Source organism: Lacticaseibacillus styriensis (genome assembly GCF_030770295.1).
Taxonomy (GTDB): Bacteria; Bacillota; Bacilli; order Lactobacillales; family Lactobacillaceae; genus Lacticaseibacillus; species Lacticaseibacillus casei.
Genome location: NZ_CP132483.1, coordinates 29,496 through 46,054, shown reverse-complemented (window position 1 = coordinate 46,054; position 16,559 = coordinate 29,496). Strand labels below are relative to the sequence as shown.

Annotated in this window: 13 protein-coding genes; 4 read left to right on the top strand and 9 right to left on the bottom strand. The window is 49.8% G+C overall.

Annotation, left to right across the window (positions count from 1 at the left end):
• The first annotated feature begins 1 nt into the window (after nucleotide 1).
• From uxuA to LACSTY_RS00180, 4 genes are all read left to right on the top strand, one after another.
• Nucleotides 2–1,087, top strand: coding sequence for a mannonate dehydratase (uxuA, locus tag LACSTY_RS00195; RefSeq protein ID WP_049171839.1), 1,086 nt, complete (start codon nucleotides 2–4; stop codon nucleotides 1,085–1,087).
• Entirely contained in the window at nucleotides 1,087–2,517 is a 1,431-nt protein-coding gene (uxaC, locus tag LACSTY_RS00190) for a glucuronate isomerase (protein ID WP_087911248.1), read from the top strand. The genes uxuA and uxaC overlap by 1 nt, the downstream gene beginning before the upstream one ends.
• Nucleotides 2,518–2,541: 24 nt before the next feature.
• Nucleotides 2,542–3,513, top strand: coding sequence for a sugar kinase (locus tag LACSTY_RS00185; protein ID WP_087911247.1), 972 nt, complete (start codon nucleotides 2,542–2,544; stop codon nucleotides 3,511–3,513).
• Nucleotides 3,514–3,591: 78 nt separating this feature from the next.
• On the top strand, nucleotides 3,592–4,242 hold the full coding sequence (locus LACSTY_RS00180; protein ID WP_049171844.1) for a bifunctional 4-hydroxy-2-oxoglutarate aldolase/2-dehydro-3-deoxy-phosphogluconate aldolase: 651 nt from the start codon (nucleotides 3,592–3,594) through the stop codon (nucleotides 4,240–4,242).
• Nucleotides 4,243–4,430: 188 nt separating this feature from the next.
• Here LACSTY_RS00180 and LACSTY_RS00175 read toward each other — a convergent pair whose 3' ends face one another.
• The 9 genes from LACSTY_RS00175 to LACSTY_RS00135 form a co-directional block, all read right to left on the bottom strand.
• Complete coding sequence (locus LACSTY_RS00175; RefSeq protein WP_087911246.1) at nucleotides 4,431–4,715, bottom strand: hypothetical protein; 285 nt, start codon at nucleotides 4,713–4,715, stop codon at nucleotides 4,431–4,433.
• A gap of 318 nt (nucleotides 4,716–5,033) precedes the next feature.
• Nucleotides 5,034–9,380 (bottom strand): FIVAR domain-containing protein, encoded by a 4,347-nt coding sequence (locus tag LACSTY_RS00170; protein WP_087911245.1) that lies wholly within the window; start codon nucleotides 9,378–9,380, stop codon nucleotides 5,034–5,036.
• Nucleotides 9,381–9,822: 442 nt separating this feature from the next.
• Nucleotides 9,823–11,634 carry a beta-glucuronidase gene (uidA, locus tag LACSTY_RS00165; protein WP_087911244.1) on the bottom strand — a complete coding sequence of 604 codons (1,812 nt, stop codon included), beginning with the start codon at nucleotides 11,632–11,634 and terminating at the stop codon, nucleotides 9,823–9,825.
• Between the two features lie 472 nt (nucleotides 11,635–12,106).
• The gene (locus LACSTY_RS00160; protein ID WP_010490208.1) at nucleotides 12,107–12,436 is read right to left on the bottom strand and encodes an AzlD domain-containing protein; all 330 of its coding nucleotides are present in this window, start codon (nucleotides 12,434–12,436) and stop codon (nucleotides 12,107–12,109) included.
• Nucleotides 12,423–13,133 carry an AzlC family ABC transporter permease gene (locus LACSTY_RS00155; RefSeq protein WP_010490210.1) on the bottom strand — a complete coding sequence of 237 codons (711 nt, stop codon included), beginning with the start codon at nucleotides 13,131–13,133 and terminating at the stop codon, nucleotides 12,423–12,425. Before LACSTY_RS00155 ends, LACSTY_RS00160 begins: the two co-directional genes overlap by 14 nt.
• 199 nt (nucleotides 13,134–13,332) lie before the next feature.
• The gene (locus LACSTY_RS00150; protein ID WP_087911242.1) at nucleotides 13,333–13,599 is read right to left on the bottom strand and encodes a bacteriocin immunity family protein; all 267 of its coding nucleotides are present in this window, start codon (nucleotides 13,597–13,599) and stop codon (nucleotides 13,333–13,335) included.
• 33 nt (nucleotides 13,600–13,632) lie between these two features.
• Entirely contained in the window at nucleotides 13,633–14,265 is a 633-nt protein-coding gene (locus tag LACSTY_RS00145) for a DUF6198 family protein (protein WP_087913207.1), read from the bottom strand.
• 206 nt (nucleotides 14,266–14,471) lie between these two features.
• Nucleotides 14,472–15,914, bottom strand: a complete 1,443-nt coding sequence (locus LACSTY_RS00140) for a C69 family dipeptidase (protein ID WP_087911241.1) — start codon at nucleotides 15,912–15,914, stop codon at nucleotides 14,472–14,474.
• A 286-nt stretch (nucleotides 15,915–16,200) separates the two neighbouring features.
• Complete coding sequence (locus tag LACSTY_RS00135; protein WP_087911240.1) at nucleotides 16,201–16,545, bottom strand: hypothetical protein; 345 nt, start codon at nucleotides 16,543–16,545, stop codon at nucleotides 16,201–16,203.
• Between the last annotated feature and the right edge of the window lie 14 nt (nucleotides 16,546–16,559).

Below are 16,559 nucleotides of genomic sequence, written 5' to 3'. Positions count from 1 at the left end.
TATGTCTGATTTAAAAATGGGTTTTCGCTGGTTCGGCGAAAAAGATGACCCAATCACCTTGCAACAAATCCGCCAAATCCCTGGCACTGACCAAGTCGTTGGCGCTTTATTCGATGTTCCGGTCGGCGACGTCTGGCCTAAGGAAAAAATTGCCGCTTTGAAGAAACAGGTCGAGGATGCCGGCTTAAAGCTGGAAGTCATCGAATCCGTTAACATTCACGATGACATCAAGATCGGCCTGCCATCGCGCGACAAGTACATCGAAAACTACAAAGAAACCATTAAAAACCTATCCGAATACGGCATCAAAGTCATTTGCTACAACTTCATGCCGATCTTCGACTGGTTGCGAACCAACCTTCACTATCAGCTGAAAGACGGCAGCAATGTCATGGCCTTCCAGCATCAATATCTGAAAGACGATCCGCATGATATCATCGACTCCGTTCGCAACAACTCTGAAGGCTATGTCCTTCCTGGCTGGGAACCGGAACGTCTGGCAGAAATCGAGCGCCTGTTCAAAGCTTACGCCGATGTTGACGCTGCTAAATTGCGCGAAAACATGAAGTACTTCCTCGACGCCATCATCCCAACCTGCGAGAAGTATGATGTACGTATGGCGATGCACCCCGACGATCCGCCGCGCGAACTGTTCGGTCTGCCACGCGTCTACAAGAACGCCGAAGACATGCGCGTCATTGAAGGCATGCACGAATCCCGTTACAATGGCTTCACTATCTGCACCGGTTCATTAGGCGAAAATCCTGACAACGATGTACCGGCAATCATCCGCGAATTCGTCAAGAAAGATCGGGCACCGTTCATCCATGCTCGTAACATCAAGTTCATGAACAAGGAAGGTGACTTCCACGAATCCGATCACCTGTCCAAAGACGGTTCACTGGATATGTACGAAATCATGAAGGCCTTGCACGACTTAGACTACGATGGCTACATCCGGCCAGACCACGGTCGCAACATCTGGGGTGAAAATGGTCGCCCGGGTTACGGCTTGTATGACCGCGCCTTAGGTATCATGTATCTGCACGGCCTCTGGGAAGCACTGGAAAAAGGGAGTGCAAAATAATGGCCTTTTTAGACGATGATTTTCTGTTAACCAACGAGCCGGCGAAGCAGTTGTTTCATCAATATGCTGCTGACTTGCCCATTATCGATTTTCACTGTCACCTCAACCCGGAAGAAATCTACGAAAACCGTAACTTCAAGAACATTACCCGTATTTGGTTAAACGAAGGTACTTACGGTGATCACTACAAGTGGCGGCTTGAACGGGCCAACGGGGTTCCGGAAGAACTGATCACCGGCGATGGCGATGATTACGAGAAGTTCGTCGCGTGGTGCGAAACCATGGAAAATGCTTGGGGCAACCCAGTGTTTGAATGGACCCACCTTGAATTACGCCGCTTCTTTGGCAGTGATCTGGTTTTGAGCCGCGACACGGCCAAACAAGTCTGGGATCTCGCCAATGCCAAACTGGCAACCCCGGAATTCACGCCGCGCGCGTTGATTCGCCGCAGTCACGTCGAAGTTGTCTGCACCACCGATGATCCGGCAAGTGACCTCCACTATCATGAACTCATCGCGAAAGACGAAGATACCAATGGCTTTAAAGTCTTGCCAGCAATGCGCCCAGATAAACTCATGGCCATCTGCGCAAACTCCTATGGCGAATACTTGCAGACCCTCGGCAAGGCAGCCGGCGTTGAAATCACTGACTTTGCTTCCTTGAAGAAAGCCATGAAACAACGCTTCACCTTCTTCGCCCAACACGGCGGCCACCTTTCCGACCACGGCCTCAACAGCTTCCACTACCGTCCGGCAAGTCAGGAAGCCCTCGATGCCATCATCAAAAAGGGTATCGAAAATCGCCCTGTCAGTGATGAAGAAAATGATCAATACATCACCGGCTTAGTCGAAATGCTGATGGACTTAAACCGCGAATTCAATTGGACCATGCAATTTCACGCAAATGTTGCCCGCAGCTTGAGTCTGCCAAATCTCAAAAAGATCGGCCCGGATACCGGGTTTGACGCGATGGGCAGCCAGCCGGATCTGGTCGGTGAAATTCGGGATCTTTTCCAGGCAATGGATGCACGCGGTCCGTTACCAAAGGTCATCTTCTATTCACTCAATCCAAATGACTGGTTACCATTGATCACCATGCTGCAAAGCTTCGTTGGCCAAGGTGACAAACAGCACCTGCAACTGGGCGCTGCTTGGTGGTTCAATGACACGGCTGAAGGCATGCACAAGCAGTTGCAAACCTTTGCCCAACAAAGTCTGTTGCCAAACTTTGTCGGGATGCTGACGGATTCCCGCAGCTTCCTGTCCTATCCACGGCATGAATACTTCCGGCGGGTACTGTGCAACTTCTACGGTGAGTTGGTTGAACAAGGCCGCGTTCCTTACGACCTGGAAGCCCTTGGCCGCATCGTCAAGAATATCAGCTACGGTAACGCCCGCAACTACTTTGGTTTCTACGACAACAAAGACTGAACGTCTAAAGGAGTACGATCACACGTGAATGAATGCCTGACAATCGGGGAACCGCTCGTCGTTTTCGCCGCTGAAGAAGCCGATGTTCCGTTGGCAGCGGCCAAACATTTTACCAAGTATCTGGCCGGCGCCGAATTGAATGTGGCGGTTGGCTTAAGCCGACTGGGCCATTCAGTTGAATATATCACGCATCTTGGCGAAGATCCGAATGGTATTTTCATTCGCCAGCAACTCACGGCGGCCGGGATCGGGTCAGACAATGTCACCACGACCTCGCGCTATCCGACCGGTATTGAGTTCAAAGCGCGCGTCACGCACGGTGATCCGAACACTTATTATCTGCGAGCCGGATCGGCAGCCGCCCATTTTGACCCGGACGCCATTGACCGCGTTGATTTGGCAGGCGTCAAGCTGGCGCACATTACCGGTATTTTCCCGGCGGCTTCGGCTTCGACGTTGGCGGCAACGAAACGCTTGATGAAGCGGCTCATCACCAACCACATCATGATCACTTTCGACCCCAATCTGCGTCCGGCATTGTGGCCTGATCAGCAAACCATGGCGACCACCATCAATGAGTTAGCCAAAAGTGCCACCATCGTGCTGCCAGGTGCGGCGGAAGGTAAAATCCTGGTCGGTAGCGATGATCCTGAGACCATCGCCCACTTCTACCTCGATCAAAGCCCGCAGACGCAGCTGGTTATCGTTAAAGTCGGTAAACAAGGCGCTTACCTGTTAGGCCGCGACGTGCCGGGGCAGTTACTGCCGAGTTTCCCGGCGGCGCACATTGTCGATACGGTCGGGGCTGGCGACGGCTTTGCCCTTGGCGTCATCAGTGCCTTGCTCGAAGGCCGCTCCCCTGCCGAAGCAGCCAGCCGTGGCAATGCCATCGGTGCCTTGGCCATCCAGTCCGCCGGCGACAACACCGGCTACCCGACGCGATCACAACTTGACAAGTTTATGAAAACAAGTCTTAATGAAACAGGGCACGAATAAAAGCGCTTTAACTTTTTCCATGCTTCAACACGCACAAGATTTTCTTCGTTACCAAACACGTTTAAGGAGCAAACAAACATGCAAAAATATGACTACCTGAATCGGTTAGTGAACACCGGCTGTGTCGCGGTTGTTCGCGGCAACGATGCCGATGAAGCTGTTAAAACCGTTGACGCCGTAATTGCTGGTGGCGTGACCGGAATTGAATTGACCTTCACGGTGCCCCACGCAGACAAGGCACTGGACGAACTCAGCGAAAAGTACGCCGACCGTGACGATGTCCTGATCGGTGCCGGAACCGTTCTTGATCCGGCTACGGCACGTCTGGCCATCATTGCCGGTGCCAAATTCATCGTCAGCCCAAGCTTCAACGCTGACGTTGCCAAAATCTGCAACCTCTACTCAATTCCGTACACCCCAGGCTGCTTCACCCCAACCGAGATCCAAACCGCGCTCGAAGCCGGTGTCGACTTGGTCAAGGTCTTCCCTGGCAGCGTTGCCGGCCCAGCCATGGTCAAAGCACTCCACGGTCCATTCCCGCAACTGGCCATCATGCCAACCGGCGGCGTTTCACTCGACAACCTCGAAACCTGGTTCGACGCCGGCGTTACCTTAGTCGGTGCCGGCAGCAACCTCACCGCAGCCGCCAAAACCGGCGACTACGCAGGTGTCACCGCAACCGCCAAGAAGTATCGGGCAAAGTTGGATGAAATTAAGGCTGGTAAGTAGTCTGTGAGTCATCCGCTTTAAGTGCAACAAATGAATAAGTCCTGAAAATGAAACATGCTTGCCAAGAAGCGATTGCTCTTGGACAAGCATGTTTTTTCTATTTTAAAAAAGGTGATAACTGGCATGGCTTTGAGGTAACGATTTTTGTTCAGATCACCACATCCAAAAGATACGAGCAGCTTTCCAATTCATTTCTCAAAACGCTTTTCTTGCAGCCAGGAGAACAGCTTTTCATATTGAGCTTTGCTAATGCGCGTGGAACGCCATGATTCCAACATTTGCATGGCTTCCGAAAAGCCTTTTTCTTCAATACAATGAGCTAGCTCTTCTTTATACCCTTTGAGACTCGTTTCGCCATCCTGAAACAGAAGCACTGTTTCATTCGAGTTATCTTTCTTTGAAAGAATATACCCCAACCCTTGCGCAAAGCTTTTTATCTGCCGAAGTATGAAATCATTATCTTCATTGTTCATACGCTGCTCCTTATCCTAAGGGTAGGACTGCTGTTAAGGGAAATGCTGCTTTCATCTTTTACTATACAGGATGGCTGTGAATCATAGTAGTTTCCGTCCGGCACCGCGGTGTTGCTATATACTTCCTTACGTGAATATACAAGGTATTATAGCAACACATCAAGCCAAGAAGATCAAAATGGAAATTGCGAATTACAAATCTCCTTGAAAGTGACATACCAAAAATGCCCCACAGTCAGAAAGCATCCAGACTGCGGGGCATTTTAAAATACTATGAAATTACTGTTACAACTCCAGCTACGTTCTTAATGCTTCATTCTACTCCTGTTTCGCCTTACCTTTTTCATGCAGAAACCGAGCAAGACCACCAATGCCAGCAAGCAAGGCAAGTGCTGCTAGCGTTACTGCCAGCGACAGTTGTGATTCGCCTGTGTTTGGATATTTGTTCTTGTTCGAGCTAGACGAAGATTCACTTGCTGGCTTGGTTTGATCAGTTGTGGTGGAACTTGATGTTGCGCTGCTTGATGATGAGGAAGGTGCCTGGCTGGTGCTTGACGACTCGCTGCCGCCTGTTGATGGGAGTTGACCACCTGCTGCCACGAGGTTGTTTTTCGCGGCCTGAAGTGCGGTCACTGCGGCATCTAATTCTTGCTGACTCGGCTTACCTGCCAACAGTTTCTGGGCAGCGGTGAAAGCTTGCTGGAACGTGGTCCAACTATCACTCGTGTAGTCGGCTTCTTTGAGCGCTTGCGTTGCCTTGACCAGTTGCGTCAACGGATCGCGGTTAACGGTGATGGCTGCCTTTTTAAAGGTCGCAACAGCTTGGTTGAGGGTTGAAACCGCGTTGGTCACATCAGCTTTGGAAGCAGATGCGTCGGTGAGAACCTTTTTGGCTGCGGTGATGGCGTCCTTCAAGGTTGTCACGGCAGCAGCCGGATAGTTGCCTTCATGCTCGCCGGTGACGGCTGCATCGCTAAGGGCTTGGGCCGCATTAACTGATTCTTGCAAGGCCGATTTGTCCGGCTTGGTGTCTGGATTGACCGTTAAGCCATCATAGGCATCATTTAGCTTCTGCAAAGCAGCATCGACATCGGTTTGGACTGCTTTGTTGTCAGCTAACACTTTCTGGGCATTTTCCAATGCGGACTGGAACGTTTCCCAGCTATCGTCAGTGTACTTATTGTCCGTGTTGGTGACGGTTTTGTCTTTGTCGTAGGCTGTCTGAAGTGCCGACTTATCGGTTTTTTCGCCATTAGTTGGCGTCAAACCGTTATAGGCGTCGTTCAGTTTTTGCAAAGCGGCGTCAACGTCTGTCTGGGGTGCATCGTTGTTGGCCAAAACCGTTTGTGCGCTTGCCACAGCTGTCTGGAAGGTCTTCCAGCTGTCAGCGGTGTACTTGTTGTCGGTGTTGGCGACCGCTTTGTCCTTGTCATAGGCTGCTTGTAACTTCGACTTGCCTGGCTTGGTTGTCGGACTTGGGGTCAAGCCGGCATAAGCCGTATTCAGGTTTTTCAGCGCGGTGTCGATGTCTGCCGATGTTGCATCGGTGTTCGACAAGACTTTCTGGGCAGCTGTCAATGCAGTCTGGAGTGCCGTCCAACTGGCATCCGTGTACTTGTTGTTCGGATTGGTGACGTCTTTTGCCTTGTCATAGGCCTTCTGTAACGCGGACTTGTCTGGGCTGAGTGCCAACCCGTCGTATGCCGTGTTCAGATTCTTCAAAGCGGTGTCAACATCTGTCTGTGAAGCATTGCTGTTGGCCAAAACGTTCTTGGCAGCGGATAAGGCTGTCTGGAAAGCGTTCCAGCTGGCTGTCGTGTACTTGTTGTTGGCGTTGGTCGTGTCTTTATCCTTGTCATAAGCGGTCTGCAAGGCGCTAAAATCAACACTGTTTTCGCCTGGCACCACGCCGACATAGTCCACGGCTAACGTACCGCTTTTGACGGTAAACGTTACGGTGTGTTGGCCATCCTTTAGATTACGCAGCGTGTACGTCTGCTCAAGGTTGCCGGTTTTATTAGTAGACGCATTGGTGGCCACCTGTTTGCCGTCCACGGTCACATCCAACTTAGCCGAGCCATCGTTGCTACCGCAGATGTCCAAGCCGGTACCATTGAACGTATACGTTAGCGTTGCGCCAGCGCCGGTGCTCTTAGAAATTGTCCGATCACGCACGTACATGCCTTGACCGTTTTCGTGGGTCCATTGATTGTTATAAACCAATTCTTTTTGCGGTTTAGCTGACGTGTCATACATTTCCAGGTCGTCGAGTTGTTGTGAATAATACGGCGTGTAGCCTTTAACCTTTTCGACTTTCAGATTATCAAAGTCGGTGTGGTAATAGCCACTTCCGAGTGTAACCCGCCCGGAAAGTTGCGTCGTAACCTTGCCGGATGCGACTTCATGACCATCGATAGAAGCCGTGATCGTATCGCCGGCTGCTTGAACCGCAATGTTGTGCCATGCGGTATTGGCGGTATCAAAATCGGAGATCTTGGTGCCGCCTTGGCCGGTCGCAACATTTCCGCTGATAGTTTGACTACCGATGTGCAGCGACCAACCGCCGTCCTGCCAGAACTTCAGATAAGCTGCCGGCCCGGAATCAGCTTGCTGGCGGACACCGATTGAAGCGTAATTGGCGCTGCCATAAGTACCTTTATCTTCAAACGAAACATCGGTGCTGGCTTTGTAGTTCATCCAGCGATTGTCGCCGATCCAGGCAAGCGCATCTCCGTCATTCCACGCCCCACCAGGCGCCACAACGGTTGAATCCAGTTGCTGGCGGAGAACATAGTTGCCGGACTTGGCATGGCTCGACTGATAACCTTCAAGTGTGCCGTTGCGGTTGAACGTATAGAGCGGGTAAAAGCCGGAGTTGCCACCACGCGAACTGATGAAATCTTCAGTTTGCGTCGTATTGCTGGTTCCATCCGCGTTCAAAGTTGCCACCTTTTTCCCGGCATATTCGTAGTTGTCGGCATAAAGGGTGTTATCTGAAGTGTCATGGCCTTTGCCGTTTGTATCGGTATCCAGCACGGTACGCTCTTTATCCGATGGGGTAGCAGCGTCTTGCTTCAGATCATTATCTTTTGCTTTATCCAGCGTGGTGACGGTCATCATTGACCACGGCTTCACGGTGACCGTGTAAACCCCTTTGCTATCGGCGCTGACATCGCCCACGTGCTTGAGGTAATTGCTGTTATATGCATCGGTGGCACTCGAATCAGCCGCACGGGTTTCCCATTCTTCCAGCGACGGGTTGCCTTTATAGCCCATATTGGTCGCTGAAATCTGGTAATGCTTCGTGTACTTGCTGTCGTTAACAATGACCGTCGAAAAGTTCTTCTTGTCCGGTGAAGCAAGGGTTAAGTAATTGGCTAAGCCATTACGGCCGTTGACAGGATTAGATCCGGTGGCTGTCGAAGCACTGGCTTGGGAAACTGCCCGCCAAACGCCGGAAGTATTGTCGCTATTTTCCCAGCCGAGTTTGGCAAACTTGCTGAACTGTGCCAGTACGTCAAGCGCGACATCGTTGTTCGTCCAACCTGACCACGGATCGGTTGCCTGCAGCACACTCTTGGAGGAATACTGCCCGCCTTCATAAAAGGCTGCAATGGCCGGCTGATAAATGAAGTTCGTCCGCCGCGAATCGGTAAAGCCTTTGACAATGGTGTTGGCCATTTCTAGCGAACTCCCATTACCGCCGATGCCGGTGCCTGAGTTAGGCCGATAATCGGAATTGCCAAAAGTTGCCTGAGCTTCACTATTCCAGACTTCTTTGTTGTACTTGTCTGCTAGGGTTGTAAAGCTTTTGGCACTGTCGTCTTCAGTTGAATAGTGATAGCCGGCCGCTGTGATAGCGTTGCGCAGCGATGAATCCGACACCATCTTTTTACCGAAGCTTCCAACGCCGACTTCATCTGAAATCACGACTTTGATGTTGTTATAAAGTTTGCGTTCGGTATCGTTCTTGAAGCCAGTCGTGTCGGTTTTGACCCGATTGGCGTATTCCTTTGCCCAAGTCAGATCCGGTGCGTGTTCGTTTAATCCAGGGTTGACGTAATCGACCATGTAGCCGTATTTACGGTAAGCCGCCAAAATCGAATTTTTGTACCAGGTGTAAATCTGGTCGTTGGTTTTGGCCCAACCCGGTGCGTTCCACCGCAGAATCGTTACCTTGAGATTCGGATTGAGTTTCTTAGCGTCAGCGGCCAGCTGAAAACCTTGATCGCGGGTCACGTTGGCGCTTTCCGATTCAGTTCGTTGCGTCGCAGGCTCCGAACCGGTGGAGTTGTTGCGATCGTTCCCCATTTCCAGTTTGACGTTGGTCATAAGGGGCTGACTGCCGCCAAACAAGGTTTTCATCATTTTGGCATAAACATCTGGATGCTCGGACTTGTAATCCATCAGCAAGGCGCTGGTGCCATTGCCGCTGAGAACCCCGAAGCCTTTAAACGTGAGCCCATTGGTGTTGTTGCTGGCAATATCGTTCCCGTCCAGCTTAACGGTGACGGGATCTTCCGGATTCTGTGTTGCCGCCCGGGTCGCCGATGGTATCATCAAAAACAAAACCATGGATGCTGCCGCGACAGCCGTTGCAATGCTGGCCCAAAGCCATTTTTTGCTAAAGCCTTTGGGCCGCCAGCCAATTATCTTTGCTTTCATTTGCTCGTTTTCCTCCCATTTTGAACGTGAGCCAGCGTGATGAGGCGCCGGTTTTCGCGTTGCGATGTCGTCTACGGTTCACTGTCAGAAAAGTAGGCAAGCCCCCTTGGATGGACGAGTGTTAAATCGCTTACTGAATGCGCTTACTAAAAGAACTCATATATTAGTATACATGTTGAAGCATTGATGACAACAATTTTTATAAATTTATTTCAAATTTGCTTGTCTCAAAGCGATGTATTGCCTGTCATGAAGCGTTTTTAACCACCCAAAAATTTTTGTTAGCTGAATGAGAAGTTTTTCAAGGTAAAAAAATACCAAACAACTGCTTCTTTCACAGAAACAGTCGTTTGGCATTGGTCATGCGAAACAACACCCATCAGATAGCGCCAGATGGGTGCAGCATCGCTAAATGAACCTTTAGTTTGACGCGGAGATCAGCTTACTTGGCCTTATAATCCAGCGGCAGCTTGTTCCAGCGATCGTGGTAGAAGAAGGCAGCTTCTTTTGGCTGGCGGTCGCGGGTGAAGATCCCTTTCTTGTTACCATTGACCCGCATGTTACCCTCAACGGTCTGGAAGTCAGCAAGGTTCCAGACTTGTTCGCCTTTGATAAAGTCATAGTCATCAAAGACGCGGCTGAACATTTTCAGCACTTCAACTTGATACTCTTCAGTCCACATCACGCTTGGCAGCTTGTGCAAGCCAGCTTCGGTGTCGGCACCGAACTCGGTGAAGACAACCGGCTTCGTGACGCCGGCCTTTTGCCACTTGTCCATTTCATCGCGCAGACCGGCTTCCCCATCGGAAATCTGGTAGCCGCCAAAATGATACCAGCCAGGATACCGATTGAGCATGTAAAAGTCTGGGAAGTCGAGCACTTTGGACGTTTCGATGGTGTCGTCTTCGCTCAGGGTAAAGGTCCGCGGCCGACTTTGTGGGTCAAGATCCTTGGACTCGTCGAAAATTTGTTTGAAGTAAGGAACCGCATTTTCATCAATTGTATCGGGTTCGTTGAAGAGGCTCCATGCCAAAACGGATGGGTGGTTCTTATCGCGCTTGATCAAATCACGGATCTGATCAATATGGCGTTCGTGCAACTTCTTGAGCCATGGCCCTTTAAAGAAGGACTGGTTCAAGCCGCCAAGAAAGGCTGCCGCGGCCATTTTGAAACCAACCGCCGGCACTTCATCCGTTAGCAAGAACCCTTCTTCATCAGCAATCTTGTAGACTTGCTCGTCATATGGATAGTGCGAGGTACGGAAGGAGTTCGCGCCGATCCACTTCATCAAGGCAAAGTCCTTCTTTTCAACATTCAGGTCAAAAGCACGACCGGCAAATGGTGAATCTTCGTGACGGCCGAAGCCCTTCAGGTAGATTGGCTTGTCGTTGACCAGAATATTGGTACCGGAAATCTTGATCGTCCGAATTCCGATGCGATCCGTATAAGTATCAACCGGCGTCTGTGCATCATCGCCAACTTGAATGGTCAGGGTATAAAGATAAGCGTTGCGGACCTGCCAAAGATGAGCGTTCTTAACCTGCAAAGCGCCTTCCTTGCCTTGGGCAGTCGCGACAACCTGACCGTCAGCATCTGCCAAACTAACCGTTACAGGGGCATCCCCGTTGGTTGTCACCGTATAGTTCACGGTGGCGTCTTGGCCATTTAATTCAAACGTGGTGGTGTAATCCAACACCCGCTCCTGTGGCAACGTCAGCAAATGAACGGACCGGTTCAAGCCAGAGTAATTATAAAAGTCAAAGAATGGGCGAACCATTTTCTTCCCATTCCGCAACGTAATCGTGTCGCCGGCTGGTAAGGCTTCGCGGGACAATTCGTTGTTGCCCTTAACGACCACGGTATTTTCGGCGCCGTAATGGATGGCGCTGCTGATGTCCGCGGCAAATGGCAGGAAGCCGCCTTCATGCGACCGGATTTCTTTGCCGTTCACAAAAATCGTTGCGCGGTGGGTAACGGCATCAAACCGTAGAAACAGCGCCTTGCCTTTAGCCGCAGACGGAACGAAAAACTTGCGGCTATACCAGAAATCCCCGGTATATTCGCGACTCTCTTTATCGGTAAAGAAGTCATTGAAACTAGCCGGTACCGGCATCGAAACACCATCGTGAAAGCCGGTCTCCCAGCCATCTTTCACGCCTTGTTTCATTTCATCAAACTTAAATTGCCATAGTCCATCCAGTTTCTGATCAGTGCGCTGATCATTTGTCACTGGGTACAACAACGATGTCTCCATGCAAAAAGCCTCCATTTCAAGTTTTACGAGTGCGCTTTCTGAAATCGCTTTCACCTTGTAGTGTACTTATTTTAGTAAAACTTGTCAATGGCTATTTTGTTTGTGTCTTAAAATTCTGATATATGAGTTAATGAGGTGTCTGTGAATTTCAAGAGGAGAAACAAATTTGTTTTTACTAAAATATTCCACGCCGTGCCAAACTACGCAATCTCCGGCCAGATGGGGCTGGAACGTGGTGGGCACGACTTCGAGCCCGCAAAGTACGCGGTCTCGAAGCTCGGCCTCATTGTAGGCGGTAAACCGCCAACAATGATTTCACAGCTGAGCCCCATCTGGCCTACGATTGCTCCGCCTTGGCACTGGATCTTAACAATTTTAACGAATCATTCTCTCGAAAATAAAAAGCGAACTATTCATTCGCCTTTGTTCAACAACTTTGAATTATGACTCAACACCGCATAGTCCTTACTCCTCAAGCCCAACCAAGCAACCTCAAAACAGCCATAGAAGCTACCCCCGCGACAACGACAGCGAATAAACTTTTAGTGATGATTGCAACGCCGATGGCTGGCAGGGACGCGAATAAATTGGGCCAGTTGACGCTAGGCCAGTGACCGACGTGGATGACGAGGAGATTTTCTACAAAAATGGCTGAGAGGATGGCTACCGGAACAAAACTCAAGAAGTGCAGCAGCCACTTGGGGATCGTCATGCGTTTGACTAAGACGATTGGCACCACGCGCAAGAGCCAGGTCGCTAGCCCACAGCTCAGGATTGCGATCAATGTGTCAGGATTTTGCATGACGTTCTACCCCCATTCCAAATAAACAACCAATCACCGTTGCGACAATAATCGCCGTTGTGCCGGGTAAATAACGCACCAGCAGCACCATGGCGACAGCGACCACTCCGGCGACACTCAAATGCCGCAGGAACGGTTTTGACCGATCCGTAATCATCTGTAGGTAAAGCAGCCCGATGAACATCGCGACAACGGCAAAGTCCAAGCCGAAATTGTCCGGATTGGGAATCATCCCGCCGATGACGGCACCTAAAAGACTCGCAACAAACCATACTAAGTAAGCCCCGACATTGACCGTATGGAACCATGGCGCATTCAGATGGTGGTTAGTGTAATTGAGTTTGTTCATCGACAACGCAAAACTTTCGTCTGTCAGCAAGGTACCGATCAGCACATTCTGAGTCATCGATTCATCTTTTAAATAAGGTGCCACGGTCATGGACATCAAACTCATCCGCGCGTTAATCAAGGCAGTCGAAATCACCATGGCGCCAACCGGGCTGCCGGCAGCCAACATGCTTACCAATACGAATTGCGCCGATCCGGCATACACGATCAGCGACATGAGCCCGATCATCAGCAGCGACAAGTGGCCGGTTTTTGCCACAATCCCATAAGCCATCCCCACCGTAATATAGCCAAACACCGTTGGCATGACATCATGGATGCCACTTCGAATCGTCAGCTCATCGTTCATTCCGGTCCCTCCGTCATTAGTATATTAATGTTAGTGTACTATTTACTAAGAAGGTTGCAACCGAAATCTAATGGAAAATGCTGAGCCCGATCACGCTGAAAAGTTATTACCAGCATGATCGGGTGTTGATGTTTACCTATGAGAAAAGTAATAGCAACTGATGCAAACGGCTAGAAGTGGAACTATCTTGAAGAACCGCTTAATAAAAAATGATGTTACCTCTATTACCCATACCAAGATATTGCGCCGCAACCTGGGTCAGAAAGTCGACAACCTTAGGCGACAATTTTTGGCCAATCGCTAAGGGTTGCAAGCCGGTTCTAATTTCGTAGGCAATTCCTTCCTCATTGTTGCCTTTTTGTCTCCGCTCTTCGGCATGTTTCAAAATTTCCAACTCCGGCCCGGTTGTAGTCGGATCCGCGATGAGCGCTGGCAGTTGGCTTAAAACTGATTCTTTTCTTTTCATTTCGGACGCCTTCCTAACAAACAAAGATTTTTTTCACGCCTGCCCATCAGGCGTTACCTTAAAGTTATGTTTCAACCGCGGCCAAACATGCTCGTCGGCCCATGCAATGATGATACCATTGCCCAAAAACGAGAACAACGTTGCAACATTAATCCCCAGCAGTTTACCGGTCGCGATCCAAGCCACAATAGCCACGATGATAGGTGGAATGAAATCGGCAATCTGTGAGGCGGTTGCGTTGCCTTTGAAATACAGAAATCGCAAAATATTGGTGGTGTCATCGTTAGGATGCATGATAATGTTGGCGCGCTGATAAAGTGAAATCGCCACGCAAAAGCAGAAAACCCCGAAGCAGGAAACAAAAATTCGGGCCAGCACCGACCAGTTGCCAAGGCCCAGCCACGTAAATACCGAAGTAAAGACATTGACGAAGGAGCTGAAAAACAGCGTGTAAATGACTTCGCCTATCAAGCGCGGCCAATCCCAATGGTGAATGAGCACTAAGTTGGTTAAAGCGTTAATCACCCCAAACGTGAACAGCACGGCGCCAATATTCCAGCCTTGCCAATCATTGAGGTTAATCGCTGCTGCCGTCCACAGTCCGCTGCCCATTGCGCCGACAATGCAAAGTCCGTTTCCGGCAGCATTCAGCACAAGTCCGACAATCAAACCGATCCAGCGTTCTGTTTTTGTATTTTTAATGAGCTGACCTTCTTTCTGCTCCGTTGTCTTTTCTGAAACATCTTCTCGACCATTATAAACGCCCAACCGCATTGATGAGAACTCATCAGTACGATTGGGCTTTTTTTGGTGAACGTGTTAAGCTATGTGACTGTGTTTGACGCGCATTCACGGCAAAAGTCAGCCGTTTTTTATAGCTCGCCACCTTTTTCAAACGTCGGCGTCATTTTCTCTGCCCGAATACAAACCAACCGATGCAGTAAGTATTGCAAATCGTTCGTGATCGTTGCGGCGGTTTCGGCATTCAGTTCATCGTGCCAAGCTGGCAGGTCCTCCGGTTTCACATCAGAAAATCCTTCGTCGCCTTTCGCCACTGCTGCGCGCCCTGCTGCGAAACCAAACTTGCGGCTTTCCGAAACAGCTACTTCGGCATCCCAATTGTGCTCAGCGAACAACGGATCGGCAACCATCGCAATCAGCTTGTTCAGCCAATAAAAGCTGGCCGTCGAACTTTTATCGGTCGGCGTGTACTGGAAGTTATCCGGCGTGGTCGTGCAGTTGGCGAAGAACGGTACCGGCGTGTTGAAGATGTTGACGCCTTCCGCAAGCCAATGAATCGCCGCGTGCGCTTTTGGTATGTTCGGCCGAATCTGCAAAATATGCATCTCCTGATTCCGATTCATCCCGATCGGCCGGTAACGCTTGCGGGTTTCCGGCGTGCCTGTCTGCCCATACGGATCAAACTCGGTGGCTTGATAGTGACTGCTCAACACCAGCGCCACATCTTCAACCGAAATCAGGTGATTAGGCACCCGACTAAACGGCATCGTCCGACTTTCGGGGTCTTGCTCAACTTCCGGATTCAGCATTTTCTGGGCATACCAGACACGCGGCGTGTTGTAGTAGTGATCCGCCTGGGTATCTTCACCGAAAATATCGCGAAAATTAAAGCCTTCCTTGGCCTTATTCAAGTGATAGCGATCAGCAAAGTCTTTCAAATCGGCACTGTATTGAAAATGTTCCGGCGCATTAAAATCAATTTCCTGAATCCCAGTCTGGTTCGGCGCGAGGACATAACTGTCGTCGGGAATGCGTTCAGCCGCCCAATGATGGCCGCCAACCGTTTCAAAATACCAAATCTCGTTCGCATCGGAAAAGGCAATGCCGTTGCTTTCACAAGTGCCATACTTGGTCACCAAGTCACCCAGACGCTGCACGCCTTCACGTGCGCTGTGAATGTATGGCAACACCACCGTCAGCATGGCTTCTTCGCCAATACCGTCCGGCTCAAGCGGATCCAGTCCCAGCATCGTGGTATTCGTAAATTCGGTCTCGGTGGCACTCATCGCCACATTGTCGCTATTGATTCCAGCCTCGCCCCATGTGCCATCGCTCGTGTCGGCCACCGGCGTACAGGTATACTGCAGTGGTGACTGCGGCAAATCCAACTGAAACCCATTAAACGTCGACACATACCGTTGCGGCTGCTCATCCGGCTTCACGACAATAAAACGCTTAGGATTAATCCCGCCAGCCGCATCCTCATTCCGGGCAATCATGGTCGACCCGTCAACCGACGCCTTCTTGCCAACCAGCAACGCGGTACAACTCGAATGGTTCACAAACTGATTCATAGACCCGCTTCCTTTCAATTATTTTTATGATAGCACTGGTTGGGGTGCGGATTTTTAAAAAGTTGCTTTACGTATGCACTTTAGAAAAAAGATCATGAAAATTCATTTCTACTACCAAAAAGAGCTAGCGGAAAGATGTTTTCATGATCTAGATCTGTCATATTTGACCATTAATTTGATGAAGATTGCACTGATGCGTTATACCAAAAACAACCTTAGTGAGAGTATGTTGATGAAAGCAAAATTATGATCGTCTACTCAGCGAAACACTGATATTTCAGAAATACTACTCTTCTCCCTCCGCTTTTCGCCTCAAAGCACGTTCAACCATTGATTTAACTTTCTGCGAAGCCTCATCGTATTCAACTTTCGACAACCTGACTGTTACGTAATCAACTTTAGTCTTATTGTCTTTCATCATCACCGAGATTCTCAACGGAACACCGAATTCCTCAAAGAGAATACTCAGTGACGAGAGCGTATTAAAGGCCTGCAAACTTTCTAAACTTGACTGGATATTTGAGATGTTATAAACCACATAGTCTTCAATATCTTGTCTGTCGAATTGGTTTCTTTTAAGCCCAGCGTGTTCGGCTGACTCCTTCACTAAACCGTCAAATGTAAAAGTCATGTTCAGCCCCCTAA